The sequence below is a fragment of the Micromonospora sp. NPDC048909 genome (genome assembly GCF_040649635.1).
Taxonomy (GTDB): Bacteria; Actinomycetota; Actinomycetes; order Mycobacteriales; family Micromonosporaceae; genus Micromonospora.
The window spans coordinates 246,630-261,256 of sequence record NZ_JBEZFU010000006.1 but is presented as its reverse complement, the minus strand read 5'-3'; the positions used below and the strand labels follow the sequence as shown (position 1 = coordinate 261,256).

The 14,627-nt window shown below is 73.8% G+C and carries 18 protein-coding genes and 1 pseudogene; 1 reads left to right on the top strand and 18 read right to left on the bottom strand.

Features of this window, described 5'->3' with window-relative positions:
• Window positions 1-17 precede the first annotated feature (17 nt).
• Window positions 18-2,300 carry an AAA family ATPase gene (locus AB0C04_RS18845; RefSeq protein WP_357055942.1) on the top strand — a complete coding sequence of 761 codons (2,283 nt, stop codon included), beginning with the start codon at window positions 18-20 and terminating at the stop codon, window positions 2,298-2,300.
• A gap of 107 nt (window positions 2,301-2,407) precedes the next feature.
• Here the strand turns inward: AB0C04_RS18845 and AB0C04_RS18840 are convergent, their stop codons facing one another.
• The 18 genes and pseudogenes from AB0C04_RS18840 to AB0C04_RS18755 form a co-directional block, all read right to left on the bottom strand.
• Window positions 2,408-2,809 carry a gas vesicle protein K gene (locus AB0C04_RS18840; RefSeq protein ID WP_357055939.1) on the bottom strand — a complete coding sequence of 134 codons (402 nt, stop codon included), beginning with the start codon at window positions 2,807-2,809 and terminating at the stop codon, window positions 2,408-2,410.
• Entirely contained in the window at window positions 2,806-3,063 is a 258-nt protein-coding gene (locus tag AB0C04_RS18835; protein ID WP_357055936.1) for a gas vesicle protein, read from the bottom strand. Before AB0C04_RS18835 ends, AB0C04_RS18840 begins: the two co-directional genes overlap by 4 nt.
• Window positions 3,064-3,088: 25 nt before the next feature.
• Window positions 3,089-3,925, bottom strand: coding sequence for a GvpL/GvpF family gas vesicle protein (locus AB0C04_RS18830; RefSeq protein WP_357055933.1), 837 nt, complete (start codon window positions 3,923-3,925; stop codon window positions 3,089-3,091).
• On the bottom strand, window positions 3,909-4,286 hold the full coding sequence (locus AB0C04_RS18825) for a gas vesicle protein (RefSeq protein WP_357055930.1): 378 nt from the start codon (window positions 4,284-4,286) through the stop codon (window positions 3,909-3,911). The genes AB0C04_RS18830 and AB0C04_RS18825 overlap by 17 nt, the downstream gene beginning before the upstream one ends.
• 1 nt (window position 4,287) lies before the next feature.
• Window positions 4,288-4,638, bottom strand: a complete 351-nt coding sequence (gene gvpO / locus AB0C04_RS18820) for a gas vesicle protein GvpO (RefSeq protein WP_357055927.1) — start codon at window positions 4,636-4,638, stop codon at window positions 4,288-4,290.
• On the bottom strand, window positions 4,592-5,110 hold the full coding sequence (locus tag AB0C04_RS18815) for a gas vesicle protein GvpG (RefSeq protein WP_357055924.1): 519 nt from the start codon (window positions 5,108-5,110) through the stop codon (window positions 4,592-4,594). The genes gvpO and AB0C04_RS18815 overlap by 47 nt, the downstream gene beginning before the upstream one ends.
• 5 nt (window positions 5,111-5,115) lie before the next feature.
• Window positions 5,116-5,871: a GvpL/GvpF family gas vesicle protein gene (locus AB0C04_RS18810; protein ID WP_357055921.1), complete on the bottom strand. Its 756-nt coding sequence runs from the start codon at window positions 5,869-5,871 to the stop codon at window positions 5,116-5,118.
• A 217-nt stretch (window positions 5,872-6,088) separates the two neighbouring features.
• Window positions 6,089-6,304 (bottom strand): annotated as a pseudogene (gvpJ, locus tag AB0C04_RS18805) (gas vesicle protein GvpJ); the annotation flags it as partial.
• The gene (locus AB0C04_RS18800) at window positions 6,301-7,524 is read right to left on the bottom strand and encodes an SRPBCC family protein (RefSeq protein ID WP_357055918.1); all 1,224 of its coding nucleotides are present in this window, start codon (window positions 7,522-7,524) and stop codon (window positions 6,301-6,303) included. The pseudogene gvpJ and the gene AB0C04_RS18800, both read right to left, overlap by 4 nt.
• Before the next feature lie 2 nt (window positions 7,525-7,526).
• Window positions 7,527-7,943 (bottom strand): hypothetical protein, encoded by a 417-nt coding sequence (locus AB0C04_RS18795; protein WP_357055914.1) that lies wholly within the window; start codon window positions 7,941-7,943, stop codon window positions 7,527-7,529.
• A gap of 285 nt (window positions 7,944-8,228) precedes the next feature.
• On the bottom strand, window positions 8,229-8,738 hold the full coding sequence (locus AB0C04_RS18790) for a GNAT family N-acetyltransferase (protein WP_357055911.1): 510 nt from the start codon (window positions 8,736-8,738) through the stop codon (window positions 8,229-8,231).
• A gap of 102 nt (window positions 8,739-8,840) precedes the next feature.
• Entirely contained in the window at window positions 8,841-9,734 is an 894-nt protein-coding gene (locus AB0C04_RS18785) for a hypothetical protein (protein WP_357055908.1), read from the bottom strand.
• Complete coding sequence (locus AB0C04_RS18780; RefSeq protein WP_357055905.1) at window positions 9,715-10,389, bottom strand: DUF3618 domain-containing protein; 675 nt, start codon at window positions 10,387-10,389, stop codon at window positions 9,715-9,717. Before AB0C04_RS18780 ends, AB0C04_RS18785 begins: the two co-directional genes overlap by 20 nt.
• 24 nt (window positions 10,390-10,413) lie before the next feature.
• Window positions 10,414-10,806 carry a phage holin family protein gene (locus AB0C04_RS18775; protein WP_357055902.1) on the bottom strand — a complete coding sequence of 131 codons (393 nt, stop codon included), beginning with the start codon at window positions 10,804-10,806 and terminating at the stop codon, window positions 10,414-10,416.
• Complete coding sequence (locus AB0C04_RS18770; protein WP_357055899.1) at window positions 10,803-11,480, bottom strand: hypothetical protein; 678 nt, start codon at window positions 11,478-11,480, stop codon at window positions 10,803-10,805. Before AB0C04_RS18770 ends, AB0C04_RS18775 begins: the two co-directional genes overlap by 4 nt.
• Before the next feature lie 390 nt (window positions 11,481-11,870).
• Window positions 11,871-12,326 (bottom strand): DUF3263 domain-containing protein, encoded by a 456-nt coding sequence (locus tag AB0C04_RS18765; protein WP_357055896.1) that lies wholly within the window; start codon window positions 12,324-12,326, stop codon window positions 11,871-11,873.
• Window positions 12,327-12,433: 107 nt separating this feature from the next.
• Window positions 12,434-13,450: an ABC transporter permease subunit gene (locus tag AB0C04_RS18760; RefSeq protein ID WP_357055893.1), complete on the bottom strand. Its 1,017-nt coding sequence runs from the start codon at window positions 13,448-13,450 to the stop codon at window positions 12,434-12,436.
• The gene (locus AB0C04_RS18755) at window positions 13,447-14,457 is read right to left on the bottom strand and encodes an ATP-binding cassette domain-containing protein (protein WP_357055890.1); all 1,011 of its coding nucleotides are present in this window, start codon (window positions 14,455-14,457) and stop codon (window positions 13,447-13,449) included. Before AB0C04_RS18755 ends, AB0C04_RS18760 begins: the two co-directional genes overlap by 4 nt.
• Window positions 14,458-14,627 lie beyond the last annotated feature (170 nt).

Sequence of the window (14,627 nt, the reverse complement as noted above, 5' to 3'; positions counted from 1 at the left end):
GAGGCTAGGGTCGGGCGGTGGCGCACCCCGAGTTGACCCTGACCGCGAGCCTGCGGCCGGCGGCGCTGGACGCCCGCCGTGGCGTCGTCCGGCTGCATCCGGAGGTGCTCACCGCGCTGGGGCTGCGCCCCGGCGACCCGGTCCGGCTGGCCGGCCGGCGGGTGACCGCCGGCATCGTGGCGGCGGCCGAGTCGGGCGCGAGCACCGCGCTGCTCTACGCCGACGACCTGGTGCTGGGCAACCTCGGCGTCCGCGACGGTGGTCAGGTGACGGTGAGCCCGGTTCCGGTGGTCGCGGCCAGCCGGGTCACCCTGGCCGGGCCGGTGGAGATCGTCGCGGCGGTGAGTCCGGAGATGCTCCGGCTGGCACTGCTCGGCAAGGTGGTCACCGCCGGCGACGACGTCTCCCTGCTGCCCCAGGACGTGCTGCCGGACGCCTCGGTCCGCAGCCTGGTCGAGGCGGCCCGGCGCAGCCTGGCGAACACGGTCGGCTACGCCTGGACCAGCACCCTGCTCACGGTGGTCGGTGCGGAGCCGGCCGGCGGGGCGCTGGTCACCATGGACACCCTGGTCGGCTGGGAGCACGGGCCGGTCACCCACGGCGCCGCGGCCGGGGTCGGCCCGACGGGCGCGGGCACCGGTTCCGGCGGCACCCTCACCCGGGCCGCACGCCGCAACGGTGGCGTCAGGGCGACGGCCGCCGACGCCGGCGCGGTCGAGGCGGCCGTGCCGGCGGATGCGCCGGCCGTCGACGAGCTGCCCGGGCTGCGGACCCAGGCCGAGGAGCTGACCGAACTGCTCGACCTGGGCTTCCACCACCGGGAGGTGCTGGGCCGGCTCGGCACCAGGGTCTCGCTCGGCGTCCTGATCGCCGGGCCGGCCGGCTCCGGAAAGTCGGCCCTGGTACGCGCGGTCTCCGCGCAGGTCGGTGCCCGGGTCTGCGCCCTCTGGGCGCCGGAGGTGGCGTCGCTGACCAACCAGGCCGCCGCGGAGCGGCTGCACGCGGCCGGCGCCGCGGTCCGGGACAACGGCCCGGCGGTGCTGCTGGTCACCGACGTCGAGGCGCTCGCGCCGGCGGACGGACCGGGCCCGGTGGCCACCGTCTTCCGCCAGCTGCTGGCCGAGACGGTGCAGGCCGGAGCGGCGGTGATCTGCACCACCGGTCGGCCGGAGGCGGTCGATCCGGCGCTGCGCGCCCCGGACCTGCTCTCCCTGCGGATCAGCATCCCACTGCCCGACCCGGCGCTGCGCCGGGACCAGCTGACCGTGCTCACCCGTCAGGTTCCGCTCGCCGAGGACGTCCGGCTCGACGAGATCTCCGGCCGGACCCCGGGGTTCGTCGCCGCCGACCTGGCCGCGCTGGTCCGCGAGGCCGGGGTACGGGCGGCGCTGCGGCAGAAGTCCGCCGAGAACCCGACCGTGGCGATGGCCGACTTCACGGCCGCGCTGGAGGTGGTCCGGCCGACCACGATGGCCGCGTCCACGCTGGAGCTGGCCACGGTGACCCTCGACGACGTGGGCGACCTGACCGAGGTGAAGCAGACGCTGACCGAGTCGGTGCTCTGGCCGCTGACCTACCCGGACACCTTCGCGCGGCTCGGCGTGCAGCCGCCGCGCGGGGTGCTGCTCTACGGCCCGCCCGGCTGCGGAAAGACCTACCTGGTCACCGCGCTGGCCGGCTCGGGGCGGGCGAACGTGCTCTCGGTGAAGGGCGCCGAGCTGCTCTCCAAGTGGGTCGGCGAGAGCGAACGCGCGGTCCGCGAGCTGTTCCGCCGGGCCCGCGAGGCCGCCCCCACCCTGATCTTCCTCGACGAGGTGGACGCCCTCGCGCCGGTCCGTGGCCAGGCCTCCGACGGCGGTACGACCGACCGGGTGGTCGCCGCGCTGCTCACCGAGCTCGACGGGGTGGAGGCGCTGCGCAACGTGGTGGTGGTCGGCGCGACCAACCGGCCTGACCTGGTCGACCCGGCGTTGCTGCGGCCGGGACGGCTGGAGCGGTTGGTCTACGTGCCGCCGCCGGACGCGGCGGCCCGGGCCGAGATCCTGCGGGCCGCCGCCCGCAACGTGCCGCTGGCGCCGGACGTGGACCTGCCCGGGCTCGGCGGCGAGCTGGACGGCTTCTCGGCGGCGGACTGCGCGGCGCTGGTCCGGGAGGCGGCGCTGGCCGCGATGCGCGAGTCGCTGACCGCCTCCACGGTCACCGCCGCCCACGTCACGGCGGCCCGCCAACGGGTCCGCCCCTCCCTCGACCCGGCCCAGGTAGCCTGGCTCGCCGCCTACGCCCAGGCCCGCCAGCCCTGACCCCTGCCCCTACCCGCGACCCCCGGTTGATCATGAAGTTACTGCCCGCCGGACGGCGTGTCGCTGGCAATAAGTCATGATCAACGGGACGAGCCCGGAGTGCGGGGTCAGTCGGTGGGTAGGAGGGGGCCGAGGGGACCGAGGTCGAGGTTCAGGTCCTCCGGGGCCAGGCCGAAGTGCTCGCGCAACCCGACCATCTGCTCCTCCAGCGCCATCAGCGTCACGCCGATCCGCTCGATCTGCTCCTCGGTGAGGTCGCCCAACTCGACCCGGCGCAGCGCTTGGCGCTCCATCAGCTGGCGGAGCAGCTCGACCACGGTGAGCACCAGGCTGGCCAGTCCCCGCTCGACGGAGTCGCGGTCCACCGTGAGCCGCCGGTCCAGCGGGGTCACCTGGGGCGGACGCCACTCTGGCGCGTCCAGCGCGGCGGCCAGCTCGGCCGCCTCGTCCCGGCCGGCTCCAGCTGCCCCGTCCCGGCCGGACCCCGCTACCTCGTCCGGGGCGGTCATGCGAGGTCCACGACCGGCTCGATCGGCGCGCCCGCCGACGGCAGGTCGCCCGGCTCGGGTGGGGCGAGCGCACCGACCGAGGCGATCAGGGCACGCAGCGAGATGCGCACCAGGTCCACGTCGGCGATGGCGAGGGTGATGTCGCCGCTGACCACCACGCCGGTGGCCAGCACCCGGTCGAGCAGGTCGACCAGGGCGACCGGCCGATAGGCCAGCGGATCGTCCGCGCTGTTCGGGGCGAGCGAGGTGGTCATCGTGCCGACCGCCGCGCCCGGCCGGTCACGCCGGCTCCCGCACGGTCAGCGCCGGCTCCGCCGACCGTTCCGCCACGAAGGAGTACGGCGGCCACGGGCCGGTCAGCTCCAGCCGCAGCTCGGGATGACGTGTGCCGAGCGCCTCCACCAGCCCGGCGAAGCCGGCCAGCGCCCCCGCGTCCACCAGGTACGCGCCGTTGAGCGCCATGGCGGTGGGTGCCCCGGAGAGCCGGCGATCCTGCGGCGCGTGTCGCCGGGCGGCCACCGCGTGCCGGGCGAGCGCCTCGTGCACCGCCGCCGCGGCGGAGTCGGCGGCCCGCTGCCCGTCCTCGCGGGCGGTGAGCTGGGCCCGGCGTCGACGCAGGTACGCCGCGCCGGCCCCACCCGGGCCGGCGGTCTGCTCGGCCCGGGGCGTCGCGCCCGGCACGACGTACCCCTTGACGCCCCACTCTCCGCGGCCACTGAGCCGGTCGAGCAGGGTGACCAGTTCGGCGCGGCGCTCGGTGAGCGAGGCGGCGACCCGCACGTCGTCGTGGTGCACGGTGGCCAGCCGGGCCGGCACCACGGCGCCGCTGCGGGTCAGGGCGTCGACCACCCGGTGGTGTGCCCGGGCCGCGCGTTCCAGCCAGACCAGATCCTCCAGGTTGCGACGCAGCGCCTCCTCGCCGTACTCGGTCAGCGGCACGTCGCTCACCACAGCCACCAGGCCCGCCGCCCGGACCGGACGGACCGGCTCGCCGGCCATCCCGGTGATCGCGCCCAGCAGTCCCAGATCGGTCTCCCGGACCACGCCGTGCAGCCAGCGGCCGGCGTCCCCGCCGGTACGCCCCGGCGGGCCGGCCGCGTCAACCGTCGAACTCATCCCACTCCTCCCGTCCCGTGTCCCGTCGCTGCGCCCGGGCGGCGACCCGGGGACGGCGTTCTGCCTCGACCTGCTCCGGATCGCGGGGGCCGGGCTCCACCGGTGGGCGGGCCCGGGAGCTGAGCCACGGATCGTGCTCCCACCAGTCGATGCCGATCTGCCGGGCGGTGTCGACCGAGGCGATGACCAGTCGCAGCTTCAGCGTCAGCAGCTCGATGTCGAGCAGGCTCACCCGGATGTCGCCGGCGATCACGATCCCCCGGTCGAGCACCCGTTCCAGGATGTCGCCGAGATTGGCCGGCTCATGTCCGGCCGGCAGCACCTGGCCGGAGTTCTGCACTACCGACGGGACACTCGTCATCTCAGCCCACCTCACCCTTCCCTCGCTGGTAGCGCCGCACCCGCCGGTAGCCGAGCAGCACACCGTCGAGGTCGAGTTCCACCTCGTAGAGGCCGAGCAGATCGGTCGACGCGGGGATCCGCCGGTCCTCGACCACTTCCACACCGACCACCCAACCGTCCTGGACCGCCCGCAGCGAGGTGGTGCCGACCGGTTCCCGGCCGGTCAGCTCGACGACCTGGCGCAGCCCCTCACGGGCCGCCTCGGCCGCCGACAAGGGCTCGACGTACTCCTCGTCGTCGGCCCAGTCGTCCTCCGGCTCGGGTTCACGCCGGCGTGTCCGGTCGCCGTCGCCGCGGATCAGATCCGTCATCGCGTACACCTCCTCCTGCTTCGCCGCGCCGCCCTCGCCCACCGGACCGCCCGTTCCGCTCCGCGTCCGGCCGTGCGGTCCGAGACCGGTCCCGTGGCTCGTCGCCACGCCGCCGGACCACCGCCCCGCGCCGCGTCCCGGCCCCGGCACGCCCGGTGCCTCCCGCCGGGCCGTCGTTCCGGGCCGGCCCGGCGTCGGCCGTGGCCGGTCCCGGTTCGGGCGAGCCGGTGGTGGCCGCCGGGCGGGCGGTACCGCCGGTCAGCCGGGCCAGCACCTGCTGCTGCCGCTGGTCCCGCTCCTCGGCGGTCAGCTCGCCCGCGGCGGCCGCCGCGTCCAACGCTTCCAGTTCCCGGCGGATGTTGGCCGGGTTGTACAGCTGCGACTCCGCCTCCCGGGCGATCACCTTGACCACCGCGGTCAGGCCGCGGACCGGGGCGTACGGCAGGGTCAGCAGCGTCCCGAGGATGTCCATCCGCCTCAGCCCGCCAGCTCGTGGGCGCTGACGAAGTCGTACGGGGCGAGCGGGCCGAGCAGCCGCATCCGGGCCAGCCCGCGGCGCTGCTCGGCGAACTCCTCGACGGTGTCCACGAACTGGTCCTCCCGGTCGGCGTCGACCAGGAAGGCGGCGTTCACCGCGTCCAGTTCGTTGCTCGGCTGCCGGGGCAGGCTCGACACGGCGAACGGCTTCAGCCGGTCGAGCAGTTCCCGGTTCTCCGCCTCCCGGCGCAGCTCCACCGCCTGGCTGATCATCTCGCCGAGCCGGATGCGCTGTTCCCGGCTCACCTCCTCCGGGCGGCCGCGTACCTGGTCGGCCAGGTCGGCGGCGGCCGGGTTCTGCTCCAGCACCGCAGCGATCAGCGCCGGCTCGTCGTAGCGACCGTGCACGACGTACTGGACCAACCCCTCCAGCTCGTCGAGGGCGGAGGCGAAGCGGTCGTGGTGCGCGTCCAGCAAGTCGCCGACCGCGTCCTCCCCGGTGACCACGGTGCCGAAGCGCACCGGCAGCACCGGGGCCACCGGGGCGGTCCCGTCGAGCAGGGCCTGGTAGGCGGTGAGGTCCGCAGGCCTGCCGAGCGCCGCCTCCAGCGGTACCTCGCTGACCAGGGCGGCCACGTCGCCGCGCCGGACGACGGTCACCTCGCCCGGCGGGTCGCCGACCCCGGAGGCATCCGGGGTCGGCTCCACGTCGGACGGCACGATGCCGTAGATGAACAATCCTGTCGTGTCGGCCATCTCAGCGCTCCTCGTCCCGACGGCGACGCCGGGGTCGGTCCCGGTCCCGCTCGCGGTCCGCGCCGAGGTCGCCGACGGCGTCGCGGACAGCGCCGCCGAGCGCCCCGACGGTCTTGCCGAGCCCGGACACCGCCTTTCCGGCGCCGAGCGCCCCGGATGCCCCCTCGACGAGGTCGGGTAGCCCCTTCTGCTTCCGGGGGGTGATGTCGAGCCGGTCCACCGCCTCGGCGAACCGCAGGTACGTCTCGACGCTCGCCACCACCACCCGAGCGTTGATCTCCAGCAGCTGGATCCCGACCACCGCGACGGAGACCTGGGCGTCGATCACCACGCCCTTGTCGAGCACGGTCTCCACCACGTCGGCCAGGCCCGACGACGACCCACTGCGCTCCAGCGCACTGCCGGCCGAACCGCCGGTGGTTGCCACGGTCATTCGTCCCGCTCCTCTCGACGACGACGTACCACCGGACGGCGCGGCGGTTCCGGCGTCCGCCGGGGCCGCGGCTCCGGCTCCTCGGTGGCACGCGGGCGACGGGCCCGCTCCGCGACCCGCCGGCGCGCCGGGCGGGGCTCCTCCGGAGCTTCCGGCTCCTCGGGCTCCTCCTCGTACGCCTCGTCGTACTCGTCCTCGTACTCGTACTCCTCGTCCGCCGGGCGGCGGCGGGCCGGCCGCCGGCGGGCCACCGGTCGGGCCCGCTCCCGGCGCGGCTGCTCCTCGGCCTGCTCCTCCTCGGCGGGCTCCTCCTCGGCGCGTTGCCTGCCGCCGCCGGGCGCCCGTCGCTCCTGCTCCTCGGGTTCCCGCCGGGCGCTCTCCTGCTCCTCCCGGACCGCGGTGTCGTGGTCCCGGACGACCTTTGAGTCCTCGATCTCACCGCGCCAGCCCTGCACCGAGTCCGGGTCGAGGACGGTCTGCGTCATCACGTGCCGGACGAAGTGCTTGAGCTCCAACCGGACCCGTCGCCCCTGAGCCCGCCAGAGGTTCCCGGTGTGCTCGAAGAGGCCCTGCGGGTGGTACTCGAGCACGACCAGGATCCGGGTCAGGTCGCCGGTCACCTCATGGAAGCTGACCGTGCCGTCGACCGAGCCCTTCTCGCCCTTGGAACGCCAGTGGATGAGCCGGTCCGGGATCTGCCGGACGATGGTCGACTCCCAGCTGCGGTGCGACCAGAAGATCTGCGCCTTCCAGTTCAGCTTCTCGTCGGACTGGGTGTCGACGTTCTCGACCTTCTTCATGAAGCTCGGGAAGTCGCCGAACTGGGTCCACTGGTTGTAGGCGACCCGGATCGGCACGCCGACCTCGATCGTCTCGACGATGTTGGTCACCTTGAGCTTCCGGCCGCCGCCGGCGCCCCCCTTTCGCCTGCCGAGCGCCGACATCACCTTCTCCTTGCTGCCGGCCACCCCGGCATGGAACATCGCTTTCACCGGGGAGTCGCCCTCGGCCAGTCGCTGCGCGCCGGTGGCGGCGGCGATCAGTCCGGGGCCACCGCCCTGCTTGGCGTACTCGCCGAGCCGGCCGGTCGCACCGGTCATCCGTTCGGTCACCGCCGCGACGGCCCGCTCACCGAGCGCTCCGGCGAGGCTCTTCACGTCGTCGGCGAGCTGGCCACGAAGCTTGTCGACCAGTTCCCGTGATCCCGCGCTGGAAGCCACGGTCACCGCCCCCGCCGCTGGCCGGCGGGCTCACCCGCGTCCGCCCGCGAGGACCGCTCGGCCTCGCCGTCGGAGTGGGGGCCGCCCGTCACCTGCTCGGTGATGTCGACGGTGCGGCGGCGCAACGAGTCCGCCGACCCGCGCAGCTTGCCGCTGAGCGCGTCGATCCCGTTGCCGGCCGCGGCCGTCGCCGCCGCCTTGCCCGCCACGGCGAGCGGGCCACCGAGGCGGCCGAGGTGGGCCAGGTGGGGGGACGACTGCAACAGGTCCGTGCCCCGCTGCCACAACCCGCCCGGCTCCCGGCTGGCCCGGCCGGCGGCAACCGCGGCGGCCAGGGCGAGTGCGGTACGCAGTTTGCGGCGTCGACCCACCAGGTAGCCGACGCCCACTGCCAGTCCAATTCGTGTTCCGCTGTTCATCAGTTCTCCTTCGCTCCCCCGCGGTCCGGACGCCTGCTGCGGTCGGGGCCGAAAGAGGGCCCGTCGATCGACGCGAGCGGGACCTTCAATCAGGCGTCCCGTAATGGCGGACCCGGCGGGCAGTACCCAGCGGCATAGCCGCGAAACCGCATTCACAATTTCCGGGGAAAGCGCGGACAGACGAATTCAGAAAGGCAGCGCCGGACGAGACAAACGGGACACGAAAGCACGTAACCGCAGTTCGGTCGCGGTGGGGAGAGAGCAGGAAAGAAAGCGCTAACCGGATCAGCGGGCGGGCGGCGTCGAATCCAGACAGATTTCCGCGCGCACCTTGTCGCCGTCCTCACGCAATTTGGCGCCGCTTTTTTCCAGCACCGAGAGGGCACCAGCGTTGTCCCGGGTGGTCTCCGCCACCACGGCGTGCATGCCGGCCGCGGCCGCCTCGTTGAGCAGTTCCCGCAGCGCGGCGCCGCCGATGCCCTGGCCGCGCGCCGACCGACCGAGCCACATCCCGGTCTCCACCGTGCCCGGCTCGTCGCAGCGGGTCATCCGGACCATGCCGACCACCTCGCCGCCGGCCAGGATCGCGTACATCTGGGTCCGGGTCGGGCCGGTCAGCCCGCCGAAGCTGGCCCGGTGGTATTCGCGGAAGGCCTCCCGGCGGGCGAGCGACCAACCGGCCGGGGCCTCCACCGGGGGCATCACGTCACCCGGCTCCGCCTCCGCGGCCGCTACGGAGAGCAACGGCTCGAGGTTCCGCTCGTCCACCGGCTCCAACCGGACCGTACCCGCCACGTGCCGCAGTCTGCCGGCCCTACCGGGAGAAGTCCACCCCATCCAGCGGTGACTGGCGGTCCGTCGACAGGTACCGGCCGGTCGGGCGGCGTGGGGGCCGCCTCACGCTCCGCTGTCGTGCGGGTCGAACTCGCAGAGCACCACCGAGGCGTCGTCCGAGCGCTTGTGCCGGCGCAGCCGATCCGGCAGGTCGCGCTCCGCGGTCCGGACCCGGTCGATCAGCGCGCCCGGCCCCTCCGTGGTCACCACGTCCAGCAGCCCAGCCCAGTCGACCAGCCCGAACTCCTCGACCGCGCTGGACGCGCCGTCGGAGAGCAGCAGTGCCCGGCGCAGCGCGCCCGGCCCGCGCACCGGCACCGAACCGGCCACCGCGTGGTACGCCGCGTCCGGGTCGGCGGCGGCCACCCAGTAACCGTGGGTCTGGTTCATCCACTCCCGCTGCACCGTCACAGCCTGCCTGAACCGGGTGGCCCGGTCGGCGGTCCCCGCCGGCAGCAACGAGGCAGTGCTTCGCAGCTCGGCCATCGCGGTGTCGAGGCGGTCGTCGGCGACGACGGTGACCTGACCGCCGGCGTCCAACACCAGAGGGCTGTCGCAGAGCACCAGGTAGTCGACCTGGTCACCGCCCTCGCGGAGCAGGCAGACCGTGCTCGACGGGGTGCCCGGATGATCCAGGTCGCACTGGCCGCCGTGGTCGGCCCGCACCCCGAGGATGGCCGCCGCGAGGTTGCTCATCAGGTTCGCCGCCGGGCGGGCCGCCTCGGCCAGCCCGATCCGGGCGGCGAGGTGCCGGACGTACCACTCCGGACCGTGCACGCAGCCGGTGTCGAAGCCCGCCGGAACGGTGGCGCCGTCCAGCACGCCGACCAGCGGGCCGAACCGGAAGACCACGTCCTCGTTCACGTCCCGCCCGGGTGCCGGGGCAGAGGCGGAGCGGACCCGCATCAGCGGAGCCCGCCCCACCGCCCGTACCGGCTCAGCGGTGCCGGAGCTCACCGACAGCCTCCTGCGCCTGCCCGCTCACCTGCTGGGCGGCGGACCGGCCCTGGCTTCCGACGTTGGCCGCACCCTTCACGGCGGTGGAACCCACCGACCGGGCTGCCTGCTGCGCCGGCTCGCGCATGTTGTCGCGAAGCTCGTGGCCGGCCCGGCTGGCCATCCCGCGCAGCTCGTCGGAGTGCTGGTTGACCATGCCCTTGGCCTGCCCGGCCCACTGCTGCTCCTGGCGGCTGGGCGGGATCAGCGCGGAGACCAGCAGCCCGGCGCCGAAGGCGATGATCCCCGCGGCCAACGGGTTGCCCTGCATCTGCTGCTGGGACTGCTGCCCCAGCGAGCGCGCCTCGTCGCGCACCGAACCGGCGGCGTGCGACATGCGCTGGCCGGCCTCGTTGCCCGCGTGCTGCACAGAGCCGGTGGCCTGGGACATCCGCTGCCCGGCCCGGTCGGTCATCTGTCCGGCCCTGTCGCTCATATGTCCTGAGGTACCCATCACCTTCTCCTTAGCCCGGGCAAGCGTCCCACGGGCCTGCCCAACGCGGTCACCGGCGATCCTCCGCGGGTTGACCTTGTCGGTCAGCGCGTCGACGTCACTGCTCAACTCGCTCCGGGTGTACTCGATCTGTTGTCGGATCCGATCCGAATCACTCGACATCGTCTGCTCCCTCGCGGCTCGGGGTCACCGGCCCCGCATCGCGTCCGGTATCTGCCGTGCGGTCTGCTGAGTCCTGGGCAGCACGCCCTTGAACTCACGCAGCCTGTTCCGCCCGGTCACGGCCAGGATCGCCGTGACCACGGCCCAGAAAGCCGCCACGATCAGCGCGGCCCAGCCCTGGTCCATCACGTTGGACAGACCCCACCAGGCGGCGTAGGAGACGAACAGCACGGTCAGGAACCCGGCCAGCGCCGCGCCACCGAACATGCCGCCGGCCTTGCCGGCCTGGGTCGCCTCCTCGCGCAGTTCCGTCTTGGCGAGTTGGATCTCCTGACGGAACAACGTGGACATGTTGCGACTCACGTCACCCATCAGGTCGCCGACCGACTGGGTGCGTTCCTTCTCCGGGGCGCTCACGGTGCCACCCCACCGGGGATGTCCGGGCCTCGCCGGCCGTCGGGCGACACGTTCCGCGCCCGGGCCGTGCCGGAGTAGGGCCCTTCCGCGGTGTACGGCGCCTCGGCCGTCCGCTCGCCGGGGCCGGCCGCCATCCGCTGGCCCTGCTGCCCCATCTGGCGCTGGTTCATCTGGGCGCCGGGGTGCTTACCGTTCCCGGTGGCCATGTTCCGGGTGAACCGTCCGAACAGCAGACCGGCCACCGCCGCACCGGCGAGGAACCTGCCCGGGTGCTGGCGAGCGTAGTCGCGCACGTCGCTCAGCATCTCGCCTGGCTCGCGTTCGTCGAGCCATCCGGCGGCCCGCTGTGCGGCGCCCGCCGCCCGACGGACGGCCTCACCGGTCAGGGCGGAGTCACTGCGGTCGGCCACCGAGCCGAGCTCGGTACCGAGGCTCCGCAGCCCGTCCGCCGCCCGGTGCTGCTGGGACCGGGCCTGCTCGCGCAGCTGCGAGGCAGCTTCGCCGGTCAGGTGCCGGGCCTGGTCGCGCGCCTGATCGGCCACCTGCCGGCCCTGTTCGGCCGCGACGTGACCCACCTGGCCACCGGCCTGTGCGGTCTGGTGCCCGACCCGGGAGGCCTGCTCACGGGCCTGCTCGGTGCCAGTCGGCGGTCTGCTCTGGTTGATCGCCGTCATCGTGCACTCCCTTCCTCAGCCCCAAGCCACGGGGTGGCCCGGGACGCCATCCGCCTACCCGCCCGGTCCCGCGACATTCGTTCGTCGCGGACCGGCGGTGCCATTCGGTGAGACCGGATCCGACCAGGCAACGCGCCTCTGACCAGCCGGGCGTCGGCGGATGGCACGGGACGACCGGCGGCGACACGGGACGAGGCCGCCGACTGTCGCCGTGGACGGCAGACCCGCCAGTGGCGGCGACACCGGACGAGGCTGCCGAGTGAGGCCGGGGGCGGCAGACCCGCCGACGGCGGCGACATCGGAAGGACCGGGCACGGGTGTGCCGGACAGCGCGGATGCGGCGCGACACCAGGACCGGTCGGGCGGCCTGCGCGGCCCTCGGACGGGGCTCTAGCGGCGGCGGTTGCGGGCGCGGGAGGAACGCAGCCGGCGTAGCCGGCCGATCAGCACCGGCTCGGCGGAGAGCGCGGCCGGGTTGTCGAGCAGTCCGTTGAGCAGTTGGTAGTAGCGGGTGGCAGAAAGGCCGAAGGCGTCCCGGATGGCCTGTTCCTTCGCGCCGGCGTGCCGCCACCACTGCTGCTCGAAGGCGAGGATCGCCTGTTCCCGCTCGGTCAACCCGGCGGCGGTGGCTGCCGGCGCGGCATCGGCCGGCGCGGCATCGCCTGAGACCGCCCGCCGAGCGTCGTCGACCTCGGCCGGGACGGTCTCCTGGGCCGGCACCGAACGGGGCGGCGGGACGGGGGCCGCGCCGGGCCGGGCGTTGCCGGCCGCGCCCAGCACCGGCGTCGCATCCGACGCGTCGGTGGGTGGCTCGGCGGCGGCCGGGGCGGCGTCGGCAGGCTGCATGGCGCTCCTCGGGCGAGCGGCCGGCACCGCGACGCCGACCGGGGGGACCCCAGCCTAACCAGGGCGGACGCCGGCCGCATCTGTCGTCGCGGCCGGCGCCCCGCCGGTCAGGAGATGTCGCGTCGGCGCATCGCCCAGAGGGCCCCGCCGAGGATCACCGCGACCCCGACCACCAGCATCACCGAGGACTGCTGCCAGGTGATGTCGAAGGTCTCCGGCTTGCATTCACCGGTGAAGGTGGCGTTGCAGGCTTCCCAGTTCTCCAGGGTCACCTTCTTCTGCATCCAGGCCGCCGCGTACGTGGGCAGCAGCCACGCCTCGACGAACGGAATCCGGGCCATGCTCAGCAGAATGCCGAGCCCGAACTGGCCGACCACCAGCAGCGCCACCACGCCGCCGAGGGCCATCGCGGTGTGCCGGCCCAGCGAGGCCAGCGCGAAGCCGATGGTGGTGGCGGCGAGCACCAGCACCAGCCCGCGCAGCCCGGTCAGGGCGAGCGACTGCCAGACACCGGAGGTCACCTTCTCGGTGCTGCCCCGGAACAGGGCGACCAGCCAGAACCCGCCGTACCAGAGCAGCCCGGCCGAGACCGTCAGCGCGAATGCCCCGGTGAGCAGCGCGGCCAGCTTGCTGAGCAGCACGGTGAGCCGCTTCGGCCGCCAGAGCAGCAGGTTCATCATTCCGCCGCTGCTCCACTCGGCGCCGATGAAGGACGCGCCGACGACGAAGCCGACCAGCCCCAGGATCGCCGCGAACGGGATCAGCATCTCGCCGAAGCTCTTCCGGAAGTCGAACGTCGACGGCAGGAACCACTCGGCCTCGAACGCCTCGCGGGGCGGGGCCGTGATCATGTCGCACTGCGGCGGGAACCGGTTGCCGTCCTTCGTGCCGGCCGCCTCGGCCTGCTCGCACGCCGCACGTTCCTGCTCGGTGTAGCGCACCTGATCCTGGTACTGCTGCTCGGCCTGGCGCTCCGCGCGGGCGTGCGCGGCGGCGTCGATCTTCTGGTTGCTGAAGAACATCCCGACCACCACCGCCGCCAGCACCAGCAGGCCGAGCAGCGTCATGTAGCGGGTGAAGCGCCGCTTGGCCAGCCGGCGCAGCTCCGTACGGTAGAGGCTCACGCGCCCCACCCCCCTCCGGCGGCACCGGACTGCTCCGGCCCACCGACCTTCGTGGACTGGTCGACCTGCCGGTGCTGGCCGGGGACCGGCGCGGTGGAGGTCAGCTCGAGGAAGACGCTCTCCAGGTCGACGGCGATCGGTGCCAGCTCGCTGACGTAGAGGCCCTGCTCGGCGAGGAGTCGGGTGACCGTGGCCGGCTTGTCGACACCGCCGAGCATCAGGTGGTCCGGCTGCCCGGTGACCCGGATCCCGGCCCGGGTGAGCGCCTCGGTGGCCGCGGGCAGGTCGGTCACCGCTTCGAGGCGTACCCGCACCGCGCCGGACGAGTGCTGGGCGAGCACCTCGTCGACCGGGCCGAAGGCGACCCGGCGGCCCAGCGAGATGATGGTGACCGAATCGCAGATGAGCTGGATCTCGCCGAGGATGTGGCTGGAGAGCACCACGGTCATCCCGGACTCGGAGAGGTTGCGCATCAGGGTGCGCATCTCCCGGATGCCGCCGGGGTCGAGACCGTTGGCCGGCTCGTCGAGGATCAGCAGCTTCGGGTTCTTGAGCAGGGCCGAGGCGACGGCGAGCCGCTGCTTCATGCCGAGCGAGTAGGTCTTGACCCGCTCGCCGGCGCGGTCGCGCAGCCCGACCAGCTCGAGCACCTCGTCGACCCGGGTGGCCGGCACCTCGCCCGCGGAGGCCAGCAGGGACAGCGTGTCCCGGGCGGTGAAGTGCGGGAAGAACTGCGGGCTCTCCACGATCGCGCCGACCTGACCGGCGACGGTCGGCAGCGCCGCGGGCACCTCGTGCCCGAGGATGCTCATCCGACCGCCGTTCGGCCGGATCAGGCCGAGCAGCGTACGCAGGGTGGTCGTCTTGCCGGACCCGTTGGGGCCGAGGAAGCCGTGCACCTGCCCCGCGTTGACCCGCATGTCGAAGCCGTCCAACGCGTTGCGGGTACCGCGCCGACGACTCTTGTACGTCTTACGTAGACCTTCGATCTCCAGGACAGCTGGCAAGCTGCACCTCCCCCGATGGGTTGGCATGACAGGCGACACCATACGCGGTATGCACGGCCATGCAATACCGGGTATGCAATGACGCGCCGAAAAACCCGATCGGGGGTCATCCGATCACGCTGCGCGACCGGCCGGGCCGGCCCGGGGAGCGGGAGCGAGGTGCGGTGGGG